Genomic DNA, 17,933 nt, shown 5'->3' on the forward strand with positions numbered 1-17,933 from the left:
GAAGGTACGTTCATGCCCGCCGGGAACAGGGTGCTCACACCGACGGATCGGTCGTCCCGCACTGCTCCCGGCATGGTTCGACGGTTCGCACGAGAGGACCCGGCCATGGCGTCGTCACCGGTGACCCCACCTCGGCCCGACCGGCCGGCACGGCCCAACCCCACCTTCCGGCGGCTGCGCGGACAGCGCTCGCCGGCCGAGTTCGCCGCGTTGGTGCGGCGGGCCGCGCGCGAGATCGGGGAGCGGGTGAGCTGTGACGCGCGCTATGTCGGCCGCGTCGAGGCGGGCGAGATCCGCTGTCCCAACTACGCGTACGAGCGGGTGTTCCTGCACATGTTCCCCGGCCGCACGCTCACCGATCTGGGGTTCGCGCCCCGTTCGTCCGTCCGCGGGCGGGGGGCGCACCCCCTCGACGACGCGCCGGGCACCGGTGAGACGCGCGGGGCGCACGAGCCGTATGACACGCAGGACCCGTACGACACGCACCACAACGACGAGGAGAGCGACGTGCTGCGTCGCGCATTCATGACCGGCGGGGGCGCCACGGTGGCCGCCGTCTCGATCGGCCCCCTGGGGCTCGCCCTGGACGCGTCGGCGGCCGAACGCCCCGGGCGGCGCCCCGGGTCGGTCGAGGCGGCCGCCCTGGAGGAAGCGGTCCGCAGGATCCGGCTGCTGGACGACCGGCACGGCGCCGACGGGCTCTACCGGCGCGCGGCGACACCGCTGCGCACCGCCTACGCCCTGCTGGACGCCGGAGCGGTACGGCAGGCGACCGCCGACCGGCTCCACTCGGGCGCGGGCGAACTGGCCGTCTCCGTGGGCTGGCTGGCGCACGACTCGGGCCGGTTCGACGACGCCCGCTCGCACTACGCGGAGGCCCTCGCGACCGCCCGGACGACCGGTGACGACGCCCTGGAGGCGCACGCCTTCTGCAACACGGCGTTCCTCGCGCGCGACGCGGGCCGCCCGCGCGAGGCGGTCCGGGCGGCGCAGGCCGCACAGCGCGTCGCCCGCCCGCTGGGCTCCGCCCGGCTGATGTCGCTGCTCGCGCTGCGCGAGGCGGGCGGCTGGGCCGGGCTCGCCGACCGCACCGGCTGCGAGCAGGCACTCGCGCGCGCGCACGCCCTGTACGCGCGCGGCCCCTCGGACGCCGACCCCGAGTGGATGAGCTTCTACGGCGAGGCCGAACTGGAGGGTCTGGAGGCGCAGTGCTGGTCCACGCTCGGGGCGTGGCCACGGGCGGCCCGGCACGCGCGGCGGGCGGCGCGGCTCCAGGACCCCCACTTCACGCGGAACATCGCGCTGTACACCGCCGAGCTGGCGGACGACCTCGCGCGCGGGGGGCGGCCCGACGAGGCGGCCGCGGCCGGGGTGCGGGTGCTGGACCTGCTGGACGAGGTGCAGTCGTCACGGATCCGGACGATGCTCGCGGGGACGGCGCGGGTGCTGCTGCCCCACCGGCGGGCCCCGGGCGTGTCGGAGTTCCTGGAGCGGCACGCCGCGGCCCCGCGCAGGGCGTGACCGCCGCGGTCCCCGTGCCGCCGCCCGCGGACGCCCCGGCCACACCCCCGGACGACCCGGACGACCCGGGCGACCCGGCTCGGCCGGCCAGACCGGTCAGGTCGGCGGACGCCCCGGTCACACCCCGGAAGACCCGGCGGACAGCCCGGTCACACCCCGGACGCCCGGGCCAGACCGGCGGACGACCCGGTCACACCCCGGTCACTCCCTCGGACACCCCGGCTAGCCGACCAGGTGTCCCAGGTCGTTCCAGCTCTCGACGGCCGGTTCGCCGTAGGCCCAGCCGAGTATGGACAGCGACGTCGGGTGGAGGCGTATGCGGGCCGCGAAGTCCAGCGGGAGGCCCAGCCACCGGGCGCCGATCGAGCGCAGGATGTGCCCGTGGGCGAAGACCAGCACGTCCCGGTCGGCGGACCGCGCCCACGCGACGACCTCGTCCGCGCGCGCGGTGACCTCCGCCAGGGTCTCGCCCCCCGGCACGCCGTCGCGCCAGATGAGCCAGCCCGGCCGGACCGCCTGGATCTCGGCGGGGGTCATGCCCTCGTAGGCGCCGTAGTCGAACTCCATGAGCGTGTCCCACTGCGTGGCCCGCTCGCCGAAGCCGGCGAGTTCGCACGTCTCCCGCGCGCGCACCAGCGGGCTGGTGCGGACCTCGACGCCGGCGAGACCGTCGAACGGCGCCCGGTGCAGCCGCTCGCCGAGCAGCTCGGCGCCGCGCCGGCCCTCCTCCAGCAGGGGCACGTCGGTCCTGCCGGTGTGCTTGCCGGACAGTGACCACCCGGTCTGTCCGTGCCGGGCCAGCAGGATGCGCGGTGCCATGGAGAACCCTTCCGGGGAGATCAGGGGCGGAACCCCTCCATCATCGCGCACCCCGAACAGGGGCAACCCGGTGGGCGATCCCAGCGTCTTTGAGTGCCGGGGGCGTCCCTGCGGGGGCGCGTCCCCAGGCCGTAAAGTGGCACCTCCGTGCCACGGGCACCGCAGCGACACGAAGGGGGAGGCGATCGGATGCCGCAGACCGAGACACCAGGCATCGAGGCGGCCCCGCCGGCCAGGCTGCGGTGGTGGACGGAACTGCCCCTGATCGTGCTGGTGTACGCCTGCTACTCCGCGGGCCGGCTGCTCGCGCGCGGCGACGTCGGCAGCGCGGTCGACCACGGGCTGGCGATCCTGCGGATCGAGAAGGTCCTGCGCATCAACGCCGAGCACCCGCTGAACCGGCTGTTCCGGACCGAGGCGTGGATCGGGGTGCCGGCCGACTTCTGGTACGCGTCGCTGCACTACGTGGTCACCCCGGTGGTCCTGGTGTGGCTGTTCCGCTCCCGCACCCTGCACTACCGGGCGGCCCGCACCTGGCTGATGACGTCGACGTTCATCGGCCTGATCGGCTTCACCCTGCTGCCCACCTGCCCGCCGCGCCTGCTCTCCGCGGACCACGGCTTCGTGGACACGATGGCCCAGTACAGCTCGTACGGCTGGTGGGGCGGCGAGGCGAGCGCCCCGCGCGGCCTGGGCGGCATGACCAACCAGTACGCGGCCATGCCGAGCCTGCACGTCGGCTGGGCGCTGTGGTGCGGGGTGATGCTGTGGCGGCACGGCGGCACCCGCGCGGCGAAGACCGCGGGCGTGGTCTACCCGCTGGTGACGACGATCGTGGTGATGGGCACCGCGAACCACTACTTCCTCGACGCGGTCGCGGGCGCGGCCGTGATGGGCGCGGGACTGCTGCTGGCGCCGCTGGTGACGCGCCGGGCGGAGCGGGTCGCGGGCTGGGCGGCGGCCCGGTTCCCGTCCGTCCCGGTGGCAACTCGGGGCACGGAGGCCCCGATTGTCAGTGGCGGATGCCAGACTTCCCCGGGTGAGCGAATTCCACGGCAGCGCGAGTCACGGTTCGGGCCCGGAGCCGAGCCGGGTGCCACCCCCTCGGAGGCGGGGGACGGCGCTCCGGCAGCGGCTCGCTGACCTGCGCGGACCCGACGTACCCGCCAAGGCGCTGGACGCCCGCGCCCTGGCGGCGCTCGCCGCCAACCCGGGGTGCAGCCGCCGTGCGATCCTCGACGGCGCCGGGGTGGACAAGGCCGCGCTGGCCGGCGCGCTCGGCTCGCCCTCGGCGTTCGGCCAGTCCCAGTTCGCCCTCACCCGTGGCAACGCCTTCGAGGCGAAGGTGAAGGCCGACGGCGGCGCCGACCTGTTGCGCCTGGTGCACGAGAGGCTGGACCCGCGCGCGGAGCCGCCCACCGGGGCGGGCGTCCCCGACCTGTCGGCGACCGGCCCCGAGGGGCGTACGGCGCGGACGGCGCTGGCGCTGCGCGAGGCCGTCGCGGCGTCCGGCACCTGGACCCTCCTCGACCACCCGATGCTCGCGCTCGACGTGGCGGGCTCCCCGGCGTTCCTGGAGCCGGACGCGGTCGTGGTGCACCCCGACGGCAGCTGGACGGTCGTGGAGATCAAGTCGTTCCCCCTGCTGGACGGCTCCGCGGACCCCGCGAAGGTCGGCGCGGCCGCCCGGCAGGCCGCGGTGTACGTGCTGGCGCTGGAGGCGGTCGCCGCCCGCCTCGATCCCGCGCCGCGGGTGCGCCACCGCATCCTGCTGGTCTGCCCCAAGGACTTCTCCAACCTGCCCGCCGCGTCCGCCGTGGACATCCGCAAGCAGCGCGCGGTCACCCACCGCCAGCTGGCCCGGCTGACCCGCATCGAGGAGATCGCCGACACGCTCCCCGAGGGCACCTGCTTCTCGCCGGAGCTGCCTCCCGAGCGGCTCACGGCGGCCGTCGAGGCCGTCCCGGCGGCGTACGCGCCCGAGTGCCTGGCCGCCTGCGAGCTGGCCTTCCACTGCCGGGGCCGTTCCCGCGCGGCCGGCGCGGTCACCGCCCTCGGCCGCCCCGTCCGCGCCGAGCTGGGCGGCCTGACGACGGTCGAGGACGTGCTGGCCGCCGCGCGCGGGGAGGCCGGCGATCCCGACGACCCGGCCGTGGCGGCCCTGCGCCGGGCCGCCCTGCTGCGCGACGAGGCCCTGGGGGCGACGTGTCGCTGATCAGCACCCTGGCCCGCCTGGAGGCCGTCGCCACCGGCCGCGCCCGCCCCGCCGCCACCGTCCGCCACCGGCACCTGTCCGGGCGGCCCCTGGTGTTCGTGCCGCTGACCACCGCCGGTGAGGCGGGCGCTCCGCTCGGCGCCCTCGTCGGCACCGACCGGGACGCGCCCCGGCTGCTGGTCGTACCGCAGCCGCGCGACCGCGACCTGCGGTTCGCGTTCCTCGCCGAGCTGGCCGACATCGTCCTGCCGTACATCGACTCCCACGCCGACGCCGTCGAGGCCGCCGAGCGCAGCGAGACCGATCCCGGGACCGGCAAGCGCGTCAAGGTCGAGGTCGAGCTGTGCTCCGACGCGCCCCAGCTGATCGTCCCGAGCCGCGCGGGCGTCGAGTACGTCCGCCTCCTGGGCCGCTCCACCCGCTTCCGGCGCACGGCGGAGCAGGACCCGGAGACGCCGTATCCGGCACCGCCGCGCGTGCCGCTGCTCGGGCGGTGGCTGACGCACTTCGGGGAGCGGTCCCGGGTGCCCGGCTCCTCGCTGCTGCTGGCGCTCACGGAGGTGCTGGCGCGGCACTGGGCGACCGGGCAGTCCGGCCTGGAGGACCAGCACCTGGGGGCGCTGCTCGCCTGGATCGCCCCTCCCGGGGGCGAGAGCGGCGCCGAGGCCGCGCTGCGGGCCGAGCTGGCCCGTGACGGCGAGGGCCAGCTGCTGTGCCCGCCGGCCGGTCCGGCGACCGACCCGGCGTTCGACAACAAGCTGCTCGCCCCCGCCATCGAGCGCTACGACCGCGCGCGGACCGCCCTGGCCGCCGCCGAGGACGGCCTCCAGGCCGACGACCGCCTGGGCGAGCTGACCGCCGCCGAGCGGGCGGTCCGGGACCTCGTGCTGAGCCGGACCCTGCCCACCTGGGAGAAGGTGTGGCAGGGCATCGACCTGCTGCGGGAGCTGCCCGAGGGGGCGCACGTCGAGGAGCGGTGGACCCGCGACCGCTGGTCGTTCACCGGCCACCGCGACCGGGTCGTGGCGGGCGAGCCGCCGCAGCCGCGCCGCGACGACGCGGTCACCGCCGCCAACAAGCTGGCCGTGCGCGAGCGGGAACAGGCCCGGCTGGAGGCGCAGGAGGCCCTCGACGACCCGCTGGTGATGGCGGGCCGGCGACTGGCCGGGGAGGCGTTCGCGGGCGAGGTCGTCGACGTGGTGATGGCGTACGGAGAGGGCAGGCGGCCCACCCCGCGCCCGCTGGTCACCGTCCGCACCGACGACCGGCCGCACCTCGGGGAGCGGGTCAAGGTGTACCGGTCGCTGGGCGGGAAGCCGCAGGCGGCGGAGTTCGTACGGCGGGCCGCCGCGGACGGCGCGGCGGGCGCGACCGGCCCCGGCAGCGCGGACCGCGCGAACGGCACCGCCGACGCGGGCAGTGCGGCTGGCGCGGGCGCCCCGGCCGGGGCGGGCGGTGCGGACGGGGCGGCCGGGGCGGAGGACGAAGGGCTGCTGGTGCTGCGGATCGTCGACAAGATGGGCCGCGGCAAGGAGCCGGAGGAGGGGTCCGTGCCCGAGAAGGGCGACCGGGTGTGCTTCACCCTGTTCGAGCACGAGCAGCGCGGCGGCGCCAAGCTGCCCGACCCGGAGGACACGCCGTGGACGCACGGCGGGCCGCCCGGGGAACCGGTGCCCGAAGCCGCCGACCCCGTCACCGAGGAGGACGTCCTGTGACCACCGAGGCCGTCCACGACCCCGGTACCGCCGCCACCCGCGCCACCGACGCGATCCTGCGCGACACGCTGCACGGCACCGCGCGCGGGGTCGTCGTGGACTCCCCGCCCGGTGCCGGCAAGTCCACGCTCGTCGTCCGCGCGGCGCTGGAACTGGCGGACGCGGGGCGGCCGCTGATGGTCGTCGCGCAGACCAACGCGCAGGTCGACGACCTGGTGCTGCGGCTCGCCGAGAAGAACTCCGAACTGCCGGTGGGCCGCCTGCACAGCAGCGACGCCGACGCCTACGACAAGGCGCTGGACGGCCTGCCGAACGTACGGAAGTCGGCGAAGGCCGGTGACCTGGCCGGGCTTCCGGTCGTCATCTCCACGGCCGCCAAGTGGGCGCACGTGAAGGCCGACGAGCCGTGGCCGCACGCGATCGTGGACGAGGCCTACCAGATGCGCTCGGACGGGCTGCTGGCCGTGGCCGGACTGTTCGAGCGGGCGCTGTTCGTGGGCGACCCGGGGCAGCTGGACCCGTTCGCGATCGTGGGCAGCGAGCAGTGGGCCGGTCTGTCGTACGATCCGTCGGCCTCGGCGGTGTCGACGCTGCTGGCGCACAACCCCGGCCTGCCGCAGCACCGGCTGCCGGTGTCCTGGCGGCTGCCGGCGTCGGCGGCGCCGCTGGTCTCGGACGCCTTCTACCCGTTCACGCCGTTCCGCAGCGGCACCGGCCACGGCGACCGGAAGCTGTCCTTCGGCGTCCCCTCCGACGGCTCGGGGCCCGACCGGGTGATCGACGAGGCGGCGGAGTCCGGCTGGGGCCTGCTGGAGCTGCCCGCCCGGCACACGCCCCGCACCGACCCGGAGGCGGTGCGGGCGGTCGCCGCGGTCGTCCGGCGCCTCCTGGACCGGGGCGGCGCGGCCGTCTCCGAGCGCTCCCCCGCCCCCACCCCCCTCACCGCCGACCGGATCGCCGTCGGCACCGCCCACCGCGACCAGGCGGCGGCGGTCCGCGCGGCGCTGGCCGAGCTGGGCGTCACGGACGTCACCGTCGACACGGCGAACCGGCTCCAGGGCCGCGAGTACGACGTCACGGTCGTCCTGCACCCCCTGTCCGGCCGCCCCGACGCCACCGCCTTCCACCTGGAGACGGGCCGCCTGTGCGTCCTGGCCTCCCGTCACCGCCACGCCTGCGTCGTCGTCTGCCGGGCGGGAGTCACCGACCTCCTGGACGCCTACCCCTCGACGGAACCGGTCCAGCTGGGAACCACCGTGAAGTTCCCGGACGGCTGGGAGGCGAACCACGCGGTCCTCGCCCACCTCGCCGACCACCGGATCCCCTGGACACCCTGACCGACCCCGCCCCACCCCTCCCGGACGGAGTCCGGCACGCCGCCGGAGGCGGCCGACGAGCACAGCCCGGACGGCTGGGAGGCGAACCACGCGGTCCTCGCCCACCTCGCCGACCACCGGATCCCCTGGACACCCTGACCACACCCCCACCCGCACCCCGTCCCCGGCCCGCCATACCGCCGGAGGCGGCCGGGGAATACGGCCGGGCGCCAGGTGGCTTGGAAGTGCCGGTGGCTGGGGAGCATCGCCGGGGGCGGACGGCTCGGCAAGGCCGGGGCCCCGGTCCCCTTGCGCCGCCGGGGGACAATGGAGGGTGGTCCGCTCACCGGCGGCGCCACCCCGACCGCACGAGAAGGAGAAGACATGGCGGAGCCCACGCCGGGTCGGAACGAACCGCGGCTACGCCCCGCGCCCCTGCTCTTCGAGCCCGCCGAGGCGGCCGGCGATCCGGAGCACTTCTTCGATCTGGAGTCGATAGACGATCCCGGCGCGCTGCTGACGCGGGCCACGGAGCTGACGCAGGCCTTCCGCGCGGCGGCCGACCGGGCGATGGAGTTCCAGGCCGTGGCCGCGGCCCAGCTCGCCGATCCGCGCCGCTTCGACCGGCTGACGGCGGCGGACATCGCCGACCGGGCCGAGTGGACCGAGGACTACGCGAAGAAGATGGTCGAGTTCGGACGGGACCTGCTGAGCGGGGACGTCGAGGGGCACGGGCACGCCGACCCCGTGTGACGGGCGTGGTGACGCCCGTGCGGCCGTGGGATCCGCGCCGGTCGCCCCCGCCGGGACCGGGCATATGCCGGGCGGGCAAGATACCCCCTCCCCTCTCCTCCCGTCCCGGTTTCCCGGAACCCTGCGAGACCGTTCGCTCACGGCGGGTAGACCTTGTCGGCATGAGCAGCGCACGGAACGCCCCGGACACCGGCCGCCGCGACGCCTGCGGGGCCACCGCGGACGGCGTCGCCTGGCTGGCGTCCGCCGCCCCGTTCCCCCGCAGCACCCTGGCCCTGTGGGAGGAGCGCCCGCACGCCCCGGTCGTGCTGCCCTGCGGGCCCGTCTTCGACGTCGTCAGCGCCCCCGCGGTGTTCGGGCGGCTGATGCTGGACCGGCTGTGGGACGAGGGGCCGGGCTCCGGGCCGGTGGCCGCGTTCCGCGGGCGGATGCTGCTGTTCGCCGCACCCGGCACCGCCCGGCGGCTCCCCTCGCTCCTCGAGTGGGAGGAGTGGAGCGCCGACGGCCGCCGGGACGGACGTGCGGGGACGGTGCCGCCGCTGCTGTGCCACGGCAAGGGGGACGCGGTCACCGTGCCGGCGCCGCTCACCCCGGAGGCGAGCGGCGCCGGCACCCGCTGGGTGACCGCCCCGGACGCCCGCCACCCCTGGCTGCCGGGCCCGGAGATCCTGCTCTGGGCGGCCGTCCGGGCCGCCCGGGCCGCGGTGCGGATATCGATTTCTCACGCCTCGGATCCGGATGCTAAGGTCTACGACGTCAGCAGGCGCCGCTAGCTCAGTTGGTTAGAGCAGCTGACTCTTAATCAGCGGGTCCGGGGTTCGAGTCCCTGGCGGCGCACCGACAGCAAGGCCCCTCGCGGAAGCGGGGGGCCTTTCGCTTGCCCGTCCGCCGCCCTTCACGTGCCGGCCGCCGGGGCCCGTCCGACGGGACCCTGCGGACGGGCCCCGGCCGCCGGCACCCGCCCACCGGGATCCGTCCGGCGGATCGGGCGGCCGGCCCTACGCCGTGATCCGGACCGTCCAGGAGCCCGCCGCGGTGCGCTCCTCCACCTCCACCCGTACGCCCTCCCCCGGCACGGTGAAGCTCTCGCCGGCGTCGACCGGGGCGTCGGCGAGGGGCGGGTAGACCGAGTCGCCCCAGCAGGCGTCGGTGGCGGGGTGGGCGTCGACCACCTCGACCGGGCCGCGGCCGGATGCCGCGCCGCTCCGGACGCGGTAGACGAGCACGCCCGAGCGGCAGGACGCGCGGTCGTTGCCGATGCGGCCGCGGGCCTCGAAGGCGAGCGCGCTGTCGGCGCCGGTGCGGACGACCGCGAGCTTGGTGCCGTTGCCGAGCCCGAAGGCCGGCGAGCCGGCGGCCCGGCTCACCGGCACGTCCGGCCCGGCGCCCAGCGGCTCCAGGGTCAGGCGGGCCGGCGTCCCGCGGGGCACGCACACCACCTGGCGCGGCTCCAGCCAGCCCAGCTTCCACTTGTGCCAGGCGAACAGGTCCGGAGCGAGACCGAACTGACTGCCCATCAGGTCCCAGTCGCCGACGTGCGTGTCCCAGTCGCCCGTGCCGTCCGCGGGGCGGCGGTAGAGGTCGGGCAGATCGAACACGTGTCCGGTCTCGTGGGCGAGGACGAGCCGGTCCGGCGGATGCTGCTCGAAGACGGTGACGATCCGCCGGATGTCCGTGCCGTCGGCGCGCAGCGGGGTGTCCATGTTGACGACCTTGGTGGCGTCGGAGTCCACGCCGGGGGCGTCCGGGTCGGCGACGAGGTAGACGACGCCGTAGCGGGAGAAGTCGACCAGTGCGTCGGCGGCGGCGAGGGCGTCGCGCAGGTAGGCGCCGCGGTGCGCGGGGCTCCAGTCGCGCCGCATGGCGTACGCAGTGGACGGCTTCGGCATCCGGATCCAGCGCTTCAGGGGATGCGCGCGCAGGGTGAACCTGCCGTAGGAGGCCTGCTCGAAGTAGCGGGTGGTGGCCGGGAAGTGGTCGGCGGCGAGTTCGGCCGGGGGGACCGTCGGCACCCGGTCCGGGAACGACAGGAAGACCATCACCGCGTCGAGGGCGCGGGCGGGCCGCGGATAGGCGGCGTTCCAGGTGTCCAGGCCCTCGGAGTGGTGGGCGTCCGTGCGCTTCAGCGCGCAGGGGGTGGCCGAGAAGGGCTCCGCCGCGGGGGCGCTGACGAGGCAGGTCGCGGCGAGGGCCGAGAGGGTGGTGAACAGGGCCGCGGTGCTGCGCAGTCGGGGGCGCGGGAGCTGTCGCGGCACAGGGACCTCCGGGAGCGGTTCACGGGACACCGCCACCCAGCCTGGGGTAATTCGTCACGCTACGCCGCGTTTGCCTGCCCCAGACGAGTGAGGACGCGGAAACGGGGGCATCATGCCGACACCCCCGGAGTACTCACGGAACGTCACAAGCGGTCGCCTGCCCGCAGAACCGGTCCCTCCGGGGGCAGAAACGATCTGTCGGAAACGTCGGTCGTTCCGGGACACTGGGCAGTGGCTGCGGACGCCAGGGGGCAGCCTCTATGATCGGCAGACTTTTCCTGCACGGACAGAGATCGAGTGCACTGCGGGAGCGAGCGGTGAGCGGAACGTCCGAAGGGCCGACGCCCGCGGCAGACCTCGACCGGTCGGCCGTCACGGTGAGTGACATCACGGCATCTACTCGTAGGGGCGCCGCCGGGGACGCCGACGGCGGGCCACCGGCCTACCGCTCCGTCTTCGCGGCCGCGCCCCTCGCCATGGCGGTCGTGGACCGCCGCGGCCTGGTCACCGACGCCAACGAGGCGCTCGGCGGGCTGCTCTGCGGGCTGCCGGGCGGCGGGTCCGCGGGGCTGGTCGGGCGGTCCGCCGCCGACCTGCTGGACCTGGCCTCCGACACGCGCACCTGGCACGCCTACCGGGAGGTGCTGCGCGGCCGCCGGGCGGAACTGCGCTGCACGCGGCGGCTGAAACGGCCCGACGGGCGCCCCCTGTGGGTCCAGGTCGCGGTGGCGCCGCTGGACGGCGGCACGGGCGGCGTCCTGCTGTCGGTCACCGACGTCAGCGGTCACCGGGAGTTGCAGGACCGGCTGCGCCACCTCGAGATGCACGATCCGGTGACCCTGCTGCCCAACCGCACCCTGTTCTTCGAGCGGGTGACGGGAGCGCTGGAGACGGAGTCGTTCGAGCAGGGCGGAACCGGCCGGATCGGGCTGTGCTACCTCGACCTGGACGGGTTCAGGGCGGTCAACGACACGCTCGGCCACCGGGTCGGCGACCAGTTGCTGGCCGCCGTCGCGGAGCGGCTGACGGCGTGCGCGGAGGAGGCGGGGCGGACCCGGCCGGGCGTGCCGCTGGTGGCGCGGCTCGGCGGGGACGAGTTCGCCCTGCTGGTGGAGGACTCCACGGGCACCGAACAGCTCGCGGACCTCGCCGAGTCCGCGCTGAAGGCGCTCCAGGCGCCGTTCGACCTCTCGGGGCAGCGGCTGAACGTCTCCGCGTCGATCGGTGTCGTCGAGCGGCACGCGGCCGGCACCACGGCCACCGGGCTGATGCAGGCCGCCGATACGACCCTGTACTGGGCGAAGGTGGACGGCAAGGACCGCTGGACGCTGTTCGACCCGGAGCGCAACGCGCACCTGATGACCCGTCAGACACTGGCCTCCACCCTGCGTCCGGCCATCGAGCGGGGCGAGTTCCGGCTCGACTACCAGCCGCTGGTGGGGATGTCGGACGGGCGGCTGCGCGGGGTGGAGGCGCTGGTGCGCTGGGACCACCCCCGGTTCGGCCTGCTGCCGCCGAACCGGTTCGTCGCGCTCGCCGAGGAGGACGGCTCCATCGTGCCGCTGGGGCGCTGGGTGCTGGCCACCGCCTGCCGGCAGGCGCGGGCCTGGCAGCTGGCCCGTCCGGACGATCCGCCGCTGTTCGTGAGCGTCAACGTGGCGGTCCGTCAGGTGTGGGACTCCGACCTGGTGGCGGACGTGGCGGAGATCCTCGCCGAGACCGGACTGGCCCCCTCGCTGCTCCAGTTGGAGCTGACGGAGTCCGCGGTGATGGGTTCGGCCGGACGTCCGCTGCAGGCCCTCCAGGCGCTCAGCGACATGGGCGTGAACATCGCCATCGACGATTTCGGGACCGGCTACTCCAACCTGGCGTACCTGAGCCGGCTCCCGGTGTCGGTGCTCAAGCTGGACGGGTCGTTCGTGCGCGGCTTCCAGTACGAGGGCACGGGCGCGCCGCCGAATCCGGCGGACGAGGTCGTCGTCGAGGCGATGATCGCCCTCGCGCACCGGCTCGGACTGACCGTGACCGCGGAGTGCGTGGAGACGTCCGCGCAGGCCGGCCGGCTGCGGCGGATCGGCTGCGACACCGGACAGGGGTGGCTCTACTCCCGCCCGGTGCCGCCGGACCGCATCTCCGAGCTGATGGCCGGCGCGTCCTACGCGGTCGGCAACCCGTAGGCGTCCGCGACGAGTTCGTAGGAGCGCAGGCGCAGGTCGCCCCGGTGGGCGTGGCTGGTGAGCATCAGCTCGTCGGCGCCGGTGCGCTTGTGCAGGCCGTCGAGGCCGGAGCGGACCTCGTCGGCCGTGCCGTGGATGATGTTCGCCGTCCAGGAGTCGACGAACTCCCGCTCCAGCGGGGTGAACTCATGGGCCTCCGCCTCCTGCGGGGAGGGGAACAGGCCGGGCCGGCCGCCGCGCAGCCGGACCATGTTCAGGCCGGTGGCCAGGACCTGGCGGCGCGCCTCGCGCTCGTCGTCGGCGGCCAGCACCGAGACGCCGATGAGGGCGTACGGCTCGGCGAGGACCGCGGACGGCCGGAAGGACTCCCGGTAGAGGTCGAGGGCCGGGACCGTGTTCTGCGCGGAGAAGTGGTGCGCGAAGGCGAACGGCAGCCCCAGCAGGCCGGCCAGCCGGGCGCTGAACCCGGAGGAGCCGAGCAGCCACACCGGCGGGCGGTGCCGGGACTGGACGCCGCCGGGCGAGGTGGCCTGGACGGGGCCGGGGACGGCGTGGATACGGCGGTAGGGGTGCCCGTCGGGGAAGTCGTCGTCGAGGAACCGGGTCAGCTCGGCGAGCTGCTCGGGGAAGTCGTCGGCGCCCTCGTGCAGCCGGTCGGTGCGGCGCAGGGCGGCGGCGGTGGCGCCGTCGGTGCCGGGGGCGCGGCCGAGACCGAGGTCGACGCGTCCGGGGGCGAGGGCCTCCAGGGTGCCGAACTGCTCGGCGATCACCAGCGGGGCGTGGTTGGGCAGCATGACGCCGCCCGAGCCGAGCCGGATGCGGCCGGTGTGGGCGGCGAGGTGGGCGAGGATCACCGCGGGCGAGGAGGAGGCGACGCCCGGCATCGAGTGGTGCTCGGCGACCCAGTACCGGTGGAAGCCCCGGGCCTCGGCGAGCCGGGCGAGGTCGACGCTGGTGCGCAGGGCGTCGGTGGCGGTGTGCCCGGAACCGACGGTGACCAGGTCCAGCACGGAGAGGGGGGCGGGGGCGCTGCCGTGCGCCGCCCCCCGGATCCCGTCGGCCGCCGCGTCACGGGCGGCCGCGTCACCGGCGGCCGTGCCACGGGCCACCGACTCGCCGGCCGCCGCTCCATCGGCCCTGTTCTCGCCTGCCGCCGTCTCGTCTGCCGCCACGGGGGTTCCTCCTGCATCTCGGCGTGCGCTGTCCGTCGGACGCTAACAGGAGGCTGTCCCCGCTTATTCCCGGCGGGTGGCGAGGGGGCGGGGGCGGGGGGCTCGTGCCCGGTGGGCAAGGCCCTCAGGGCATGGCCGGTGGTCCCGGGGTTTCCGTTTCCCGGCGGCGTCCGACGAGGCGGAGCACCACGCCCGGCCCACGGCCGGTGTGTCCGTGGGCCGTGGGCCACGGCCACACCGGCTATGGGTCCCTGGGCCGCGGGCGGCGTCGTTCCGGGCTCATGCCTGCACGATCGGCTCCCGGGTGAACAGTGCTCCCAGGCCGGGCGCGTTGACCCGGCGGTCGGTCAGGCGGAGGGCCTCCCAGACGGTGACCTGGTTGGCGGTGAGGACCGGCTTGCCGAGGTCCTTCTCCAGGGCGGGGAGGTGGGCGGCCGTGTGCAGGGCGGTGCCGGGGAGGAGGACCGCGTCCGCGTCGGGGGTGTCGGCCTCGCGGGCCAGGGCGAGCACCTCCGCCTCCCCCCAGGTGCCGACCTCGGCGGCGGTGGCGGGACCGGAGCCGCGCAGTGCCGTCACCTCGACGCCGCCCGCCCGCAGGAATCCGGCGAAGAGCCCGGCGACGTCGTCGGGGTAGACCGACCCGACCGCGACCCGCGCGGCCCCGATCTCCCGCGCCGCGTGGACGAAGCCGAAGGACGTGGAGGAGGCGGGCATCCCGGCGGCGCGGGCCAGTGCGCGCACCTGCTCGTGGGCGCCCTCCCAGCCGTGCACGAAGCCGCCGCTGGTGCAGGCCCACACGACCGCCTCCGCGCCGGACAGCCGCAGTTGCTCGACGCCGGCCGCCAGACGTCCGGGCTCGCCCAGCGCCCGCAGGGCGTCGACGCGGTGCGCGTCCTCACCGATGTCCGTGTGGGCCAGGTCCAGCCGGATGTCACTGCCCAGGAGCTGCTCGATGCGCGGGTAGTCGTCCTCGGCGGAGTGGCCCGGGTAGAGGAATCCGAGTGAGGTCATGTCCAGCCTTCCTGGTGTTCTTCCGGCAGTGCGGGGACCGGTTCCGCGGCCCCCTCGTCCAGCGGAGCCAGGTACGGCCCCACGGCTCGGGTACCCCGTCGGCGCGGCGCCGCCCCCACTTCGTCACCTGGTTGGCCGAGACGCCGCGGGAGCACCGGTCCCGCCGGGCGGCACGGCGGGGCAACGGACCGCACCGGAGGCCGTGTTGACGGCGGTGGGCCCGGGTGCGGCCCGGGTGCGGCCCGGGTGTGGACGCGGTCGGTCCGCACCCGCCGGACACCCGGCCACGACCGGGAACGAGGCCCCTGTAACGGCCGGGACCAGACCTCGGCCCGACCGGGGACCGGGCTTCGGCCCACGAGGGAGGGGCATCGGCCCGGCCGGGCAAGAGACGTCGGCGCGACCGGGAAAGGGGCATCGGCCCGGCCGGGCGAGGGGCATCGGACAGCGCGCTTCCCGCCCGCCCCGGAGGGGCCCTCGGCGGCGGCCGGGCCGAAAGTGATCCGCATGACCCGCATGAGGTCTGGGTAGCCGCGCGCCCATGGCTCGACCACAGGTACATCGATCAGGAACTCCCGGCAGACCCCGCTCGGGGCTCAGCCGCCGATCACTGCTCGTCGGAGCGGTGTCGCTGGGCGCGGCGGGCGGTCTCGGGACGGCCGGCTGCAGCCGCGTCCCGGACGACGGGAGGGTCCTGGGGGGCGGTCTTCTGGACACCCTGCGCGAGCAGGGGTCCGTGAAGATCGGCATCGCCAGTGAGCCGCCCTTCGGCTACGTCGGGGACGACGGACGGGCCACCGGCGAGGCGCCCGCGATCGCCGAGGTGGTCTTCCGGCGGCTCGGCATCGACGAGGTCGAGCCGGTCCCGGTGGACTTCGGCGCCCTGATACCCGGGCTGAAGGCGCGGCAGTTCGACGTGGTGGCCGCCGGCATGTACATCAACCCGGTCCGGTGCGAGCAGGTCCTGTTCGCCGACCCGGACTACCTGCTGCTGGACTCCTTCATCGTCAGGAAGGGCAATCCGCACGGCATCAGGACGTACGCGGACGTCAAGGAGAAGGGGCTCACGCTGGCCTCCGGCAAGGCCTACGCCCAGATCGACTACGCCAAGGCCGCCGGCATCCGCGACGTCCTCGTGCTCCCCGACCAGGTGGCCGGCCTGGACGCGGTGGCCCAGGGCCGGGTGGACGCCTTCGCGGGCACCCGCATCACGGTCGCGTCGGCGGTGGCGGGTTCCGGGCGCGTCTCGGCGACCGAGCCGTTCCAGCCCGTGGTGGACGGCAGGCCCGCCTACGGGGCGGGCGGGTTCGCCTTCCGGCTGTCCGAGAAGAACCTCCGGGACGCCTTCAACGAGGAACTGCTGAAGCTCAAGGAGAACGACTACGAGGAGCTGCTGAAGATCGTCTCCCCCTTCGGTTTCGGCAGGGACGACATGACGGACCTCACGGCGAAGGAGCTGTGCGGCTGATGATGAGTTCGGAGTTCCTCACCGCCTGGTTCCTGCCGGGCATCTGGGTCACCGTCCAGGTCACGGTGTACGCGGCGGCCCTCGGCGCCGTCATCTCGTTCGGGATCGGCCTGGCCCGCGGTTCGCGGTACTGGATCGTCCGCTTCCTCGCCGGGACCTACTTCGAGGTCTTCCGCGGCATGTCGGCGCTGGTGCTGATGTTCTGGATGTTCTTCGCCCTGCCCCTCTTCGGCTGGCAGCTGGTGCCCCTGTGGGCCGGTGTCAGCGCGCTCGGCCTGACCTACGGCGCCTACGGCTCGGAGATCGTGCGCGGTTCCCTGGCCGCCGTCGCCCCGGCGCAGAAGGAGGCGGGCATCGCCCTCAACTTCACCCGGTGGCAGCGGCTGCGCCTGATCGAGCTGCCGCAGGCGTGGCCCGCGATGGTGCCGCCGTTCAACAACCTGCTGATCGAGCTGCTGAAGGGGACCGCCCTGGTCTCGGTCATCACGGTGGCCGACATGACGTTCGCCGGCAACCTGCTCCGGCTGGGCACCAACGAGACCGCCCCGGTCTACACCCTGCTGCTGGTCCTCTACTTCGTCCTCGCCTTCCTCCTCACCCGCGGCATGCGGCTGCTGGAGCGCAGGGCGAAGGCCGGCGTCGGTCAGCCGCCGGAGAAGCCGGCCGGGAAGCCCGGCGCCCGGGGCGCGAGCCCCCTGGCCGGTCCGCAGGCCGGTTCGCAGGCCGCGGGAGGCAAGGGATGAACTGGAACTGGAACGTCGTGGAAGACTTCATGCCGCGGTTCTGGGACGGCGTGCTCGTCACCCTGCAGGCCCTGGCCGCCGGCACCCTGATCGCGTTCGCGCTGGGTCTGGTGTGGGCGCTGGCCCAGCGGTCCACGCGGGTGTGGGTGCGCTGGCCGGTCGTCGCGGTGACGGAGTTCGTCCGCAACACCCCGCTGCTGGTGCAGCTGTTCTTCCTGTTCTACGTGGTGCCCGACTTCGGCCCGTCGATGTCGCCGCTGGCCACCGGCATCGTCGGCCTCGGACTGCACTACTCCACCTACACCGCCGAGGTCTACCGCGCGGGCATCGACGGCGTCCCGGCCGGCCAGTGGGAGGCGGCCACGGCGCTGAGCCTGTCCAGGGCCCGCACCTGGCGGGCGGTGATCCTCCCGCAGGCGATCCGCCGCGTCGTCCCGCCGCTGGGCAACTACGTCGTCGCCATGCTCAAGGACTCGCCGATGATCGCCACCATCGGCGTCTTCGACATGCTCGGCGAGGCCCAGTCCTTCAGCAACGAGACCTTCACCACCGAGGCGCTCACCGTCGTGGGCGTGGCCTTCATCGCCATCGCCTACCCCGCCTCCCTCCTGATCCGAGCCCTGGAGCGACGCCTTGTCCGCTGAGACCAACCCCGCACAGACCGATCCCGTGCAGAGCGATCCCGTGCAGAGCGATGCCCCGCAGAGCGGTCCCGCGCGGAGCACCCCCGCACGGAGCGACGCCGCGCGGAGCACCGGCCCCCTCGCC

General features: G+C 75.1%; 15 protein-coding genes and 1 tRNA gene. 12 read left to right on the forward strand and 4 right to left on the reverse strand.

Annotation, left to right across the window (positions count from 1 at the left end; translation table 11 throughout):
- The first annotated feature begins 105 nt into the window (after positions 1-105).
- Positions 106-1,521 (forward strand): tetratricopeptide repeat protein, encoded by a 1,416-nt coding sequence (locus tag ACF09K_RS07050; protein ID WP_392241473.1) that lies wholly within the window; start codon positions 106-108, stop codon positions 1,519-1,521.
- Positions 1,522-1,743: 222 nt separating this feature from the next.
- On the opposite strand, the gene ACF09K_RS07055 is transcribed toward ACF09K_RS07050, so the two are convergent.
- A complete protein-coding gene (locus ACF09K_RS07055) occupies positions 1,744-2,340 on the reverse strand; it encodes a histidine phosphatase family protein (protein ID WP_392241474.1) in 597 nt (198 codons plus the stop codon).
- 189 nt (positions 2,341-2,529) lie between these two features.
- Between ACF09K_RS07055 and ACF09K_RS07060 the strand changes: the two genes are divergently transcribed.
- The 7 genes from ACF09K_RS07060 (at position 2,530) to ACF09K_RS07090 (ending at position 9,176) form a co-directional block, all read left to right on the forward strand.
- Positions 2,530-3,483: a phosphatase PAP2 family protein gene (locus ACF09K_RS07060; RefSeq protein WP_392241475.1), complete on the forward strand. Its 954-nt coding sequence runs from the start codon at positions 2,530-2,532 to the stop codon at positions 3,481-3,483.
- Complete coding sequence (locus ACF09K_RS07065; protein WP_392241476.1) at positions 3,434-4,555, forward strand: hypothetical protein; 1,122 nt, start codon at positions 3,434-3,436, stop codon at positions 4,553-4,555. The genes ACF09K_RS07060 and ACF09K_RS07065 overlap by 50 nt, the downstream gene beginning before the upstream one ends.
- The gene (locus ACF09K_RS07070; RefSeq protein ID WP_392241477.1) at positions 4,546-6,270 is read left to right on the forward strand and encodes a hypothetical protein; all 1,725 of its coding nucleotides are present in this window, start codon (positions 4,546-4,548) and stop codon (positions 6,268-6,270) included. The genes ACF09K_RS07065 and ACF09K_RS07070 overlap by 10 nt, the downstream gene beginning before the upstream one ends.
- Complete coding sequence (locus tag ACF09K_RS07075) at positions 6,267-7,607, forward strand: AAA domain-containing protein (protein ID WP_392241478.1); 1,341 nt, start codon at positions 6,267-6,269, stop codon at positions 7,605-7,607. Before ACF09K_RS07070 ends, ACF09K_RS07075 begins: the two co-directional genes overlap by 4 nt.
- A gap of 363 nt (positions 7,608-7,970) precedes the next feature.
- Positions 7,971-8,339, forward strand: coding sequence for a hypothetical protein (locus ACF09K_RS07080; protein WP_392241479.1), 369 nt, complete (start codon positions 7,971-7,973; stop codon positions 8,337-8,339).
- Positions 8,340-8,500: 161 nt separating this feature from the next.
- Positions 8,501-9,112: a bifunctional DNA primase/polymerase gene (locus ACF09K_RS07085; protein WP_392241480.1), complete on the forward strand. Its 612-nt coding sequence runs from the start codon at positions 8,501-8,503 to the stop codon at positions 9,110-9,112.
- Positions 9,103-9,176 (forward strand) — tRNA-Lys (locus tag ACF09K_RS07090). Before ACF09K_RS07085 ends, ACF09K_RS07090 begins: the two co-directional genes overlap by 10 nt.
- A 161-nt stretch (positions 9,177-9,337) precedes the next feature.
- Here ACF09K_RS07090 and ACF09K_RS07095 read toward each other — a convergent pair.
- The gene (locus ACF09K_RS07095) at positions 9,338-10,594 is read right to left on the reverse strand and encodes a M6 family metalloprotease domain-containing protein (RefSeq protein WP_392241481.1); all 1,257 of its coding nucleotides are present in this window, start codon (positions 10,592-10,594) and stop codon (positions 9,338-9,340) included.
- Positions 10,595-10,911: 317 nt separating this feature from the next.
- On the opposite strand from ACF09K_RS07095, the gene ACF09K_RS07100 reads away from it, so the two are divergent.
- Entirely contained in the window at positions 10,912-12,771 is a 1,860-nt protein-coding gene (locus tag ACF09K_RS07100) for a putative bifunctional diguanylate cyclase/phosphodiesterase (protein ID WP_392241482.1), read from the forward strand.
- Here the strand turns inward: ACF09K_RS07100 and ACF09K_RS07105 are convergent.
- Entirely contained in the window at positions 12,750-13,880 is a 1,131-nt protein-coding gene (locus ACF09K_RS07105) for an LLM class flavin-dependent oxidoreductase (protein ID WP_392241641.1), read from the reverse strand. The genes ACF09K_RS07100 and ACF09K_RS07105 overlap by 22 nt on opposite strands.
- Before the next feature lie 342 nt (positions 13,881-14,222).
- Positions 14,223-14,954, reverse strand: a complete 732-nt coding sequence (locus tag ACF09K_RS07110; RefSeq protein WP_392241483.1) for a decarboxylase — start codon at positions 14,952-14,954, stop codon at positions 14,223-14,225.
- Between the two features lie 541 nt (positions 14,955-15,495).
- On the opposite strand from ACF09K_RS07110, the gene ehuB reads away from it, so the two are divergent.
- Genes ehuB through ehuD form a run of 3 tightly spaced genes read left to right on the forward strand, consistent with a single transcriptional unit; the run spans position 15,496 to position 17,809 of the window.
- Complete coding sequence (ehuB, locus tag ACF09K_RS07115; RefSeq protein WP_392241484.1) at positions 15,496-16,422, forward strand: ectoine/hydroxyectoine ABC transporter substrate-binding protein EhuB; 927 nt, start codon at positions 15,496-15,498, stop codon at positions 16,420-16,422.
- Positions 16,422-17,165 (forward strand): ectoine/hydroxyectoine ABC transporter permease subunit EhuC, encoded by a 744-nt coding sequence (gene ehuC / locus ACF09K_RS07120; protein ID WP_392241485.1) that lies wholly within the window; start codon positions 16,422-16,424, stop codon positions 17,163-17,165. Before ehuB ends, ehuC begins: the two co-directional genes overlap by 1 nt.
- A complete protein-coding gene (ehuD, locus tag ACF09K_RS07125) occupies positions 17,162-17,809 on the forward strand; it encodes an ectoine/hydroxyectoine ABC transporter permease subunit EhuD (protein ID WP_392241486.1) in 648 nt (215 codons plus the stop codon). The genes ehuC and ehuD overlap by 4 nt, the downstream gene beginning before the upstream one ends.
- The last annotated feature ends 124 nt before the right edge of the window (positions 17,810-17,933 follow it).

Origin of the sequence: Streptomyces sp. NPDC014882, from assembly GCF_043081325.1 — a bacterium.
GTDB lineage: Bacteria > Actinomycetota > Actinomycetes > Streptomycetales > Streptomycetaceae > Streptomyces.

Coding starts and splice junctions, on each gene's coding strand:
- ACF09K_RS07055 (WP_392241474.1), bottom strand. CDS start 2,340: ATGGCACCGCGCATCCTGCTGGCCCGGCACGGACAGACCGGGTGGTCA.
- ACF09K_RS07085 (WP_392241480.1), top strand. CDS start 8,501: ATGAGCAGCGCACGGAACGCCCCGGACACCGGCCGCCGCGACGCCTGC.
- ACF09K_RS07080 (WP_392241479.1), top strand. CDS start 7,971: ATGGCGGAGCCCACGCCGGGTCGGAACGAACCGCGGCTACGCCCCGCG.
- ACF09K_RS07060 (WP_392241475.1), top strand. CDS start 2,530: ATGCCGCAGACCGAGACACCAGGCATCGAGGCGGCCCCGCCGGCCAGG.
- ehuD (WP_392241486.1), top strand. CDS start 17,162: ATGAACTGGAACTGGAACGTCGTGGAAGACTTCATGCCGCGGTTCTGG.
- ehuB (WP_392241484.1), top strand. CDS start 15,496: ATGGCTCGACCACAGGTACATCGATCAGGAACTCCCGGCAGACCCCGC.
- ACF09K_RS07050 (WP_392241473.1), top strand. CDS start 106: ATGGCGTCGTCACCGGTGACCCCACCTCGGCCCGACCGGCCGGCACGG.
- ehuC (WP_392241485.1), top strand. CDS start 16,422: ATGATGAGTTCGGAGTTCCTCACCGCCTGGTTCCTGCCGGGCATCTGG.
- ACF09K_RS07110 (WP_392241483.1), bottom strand. CDS start 14,954: ATGACCTCACTCGGATTCCTCTACCCGGGCCACTCCGCCGAGGACGAC.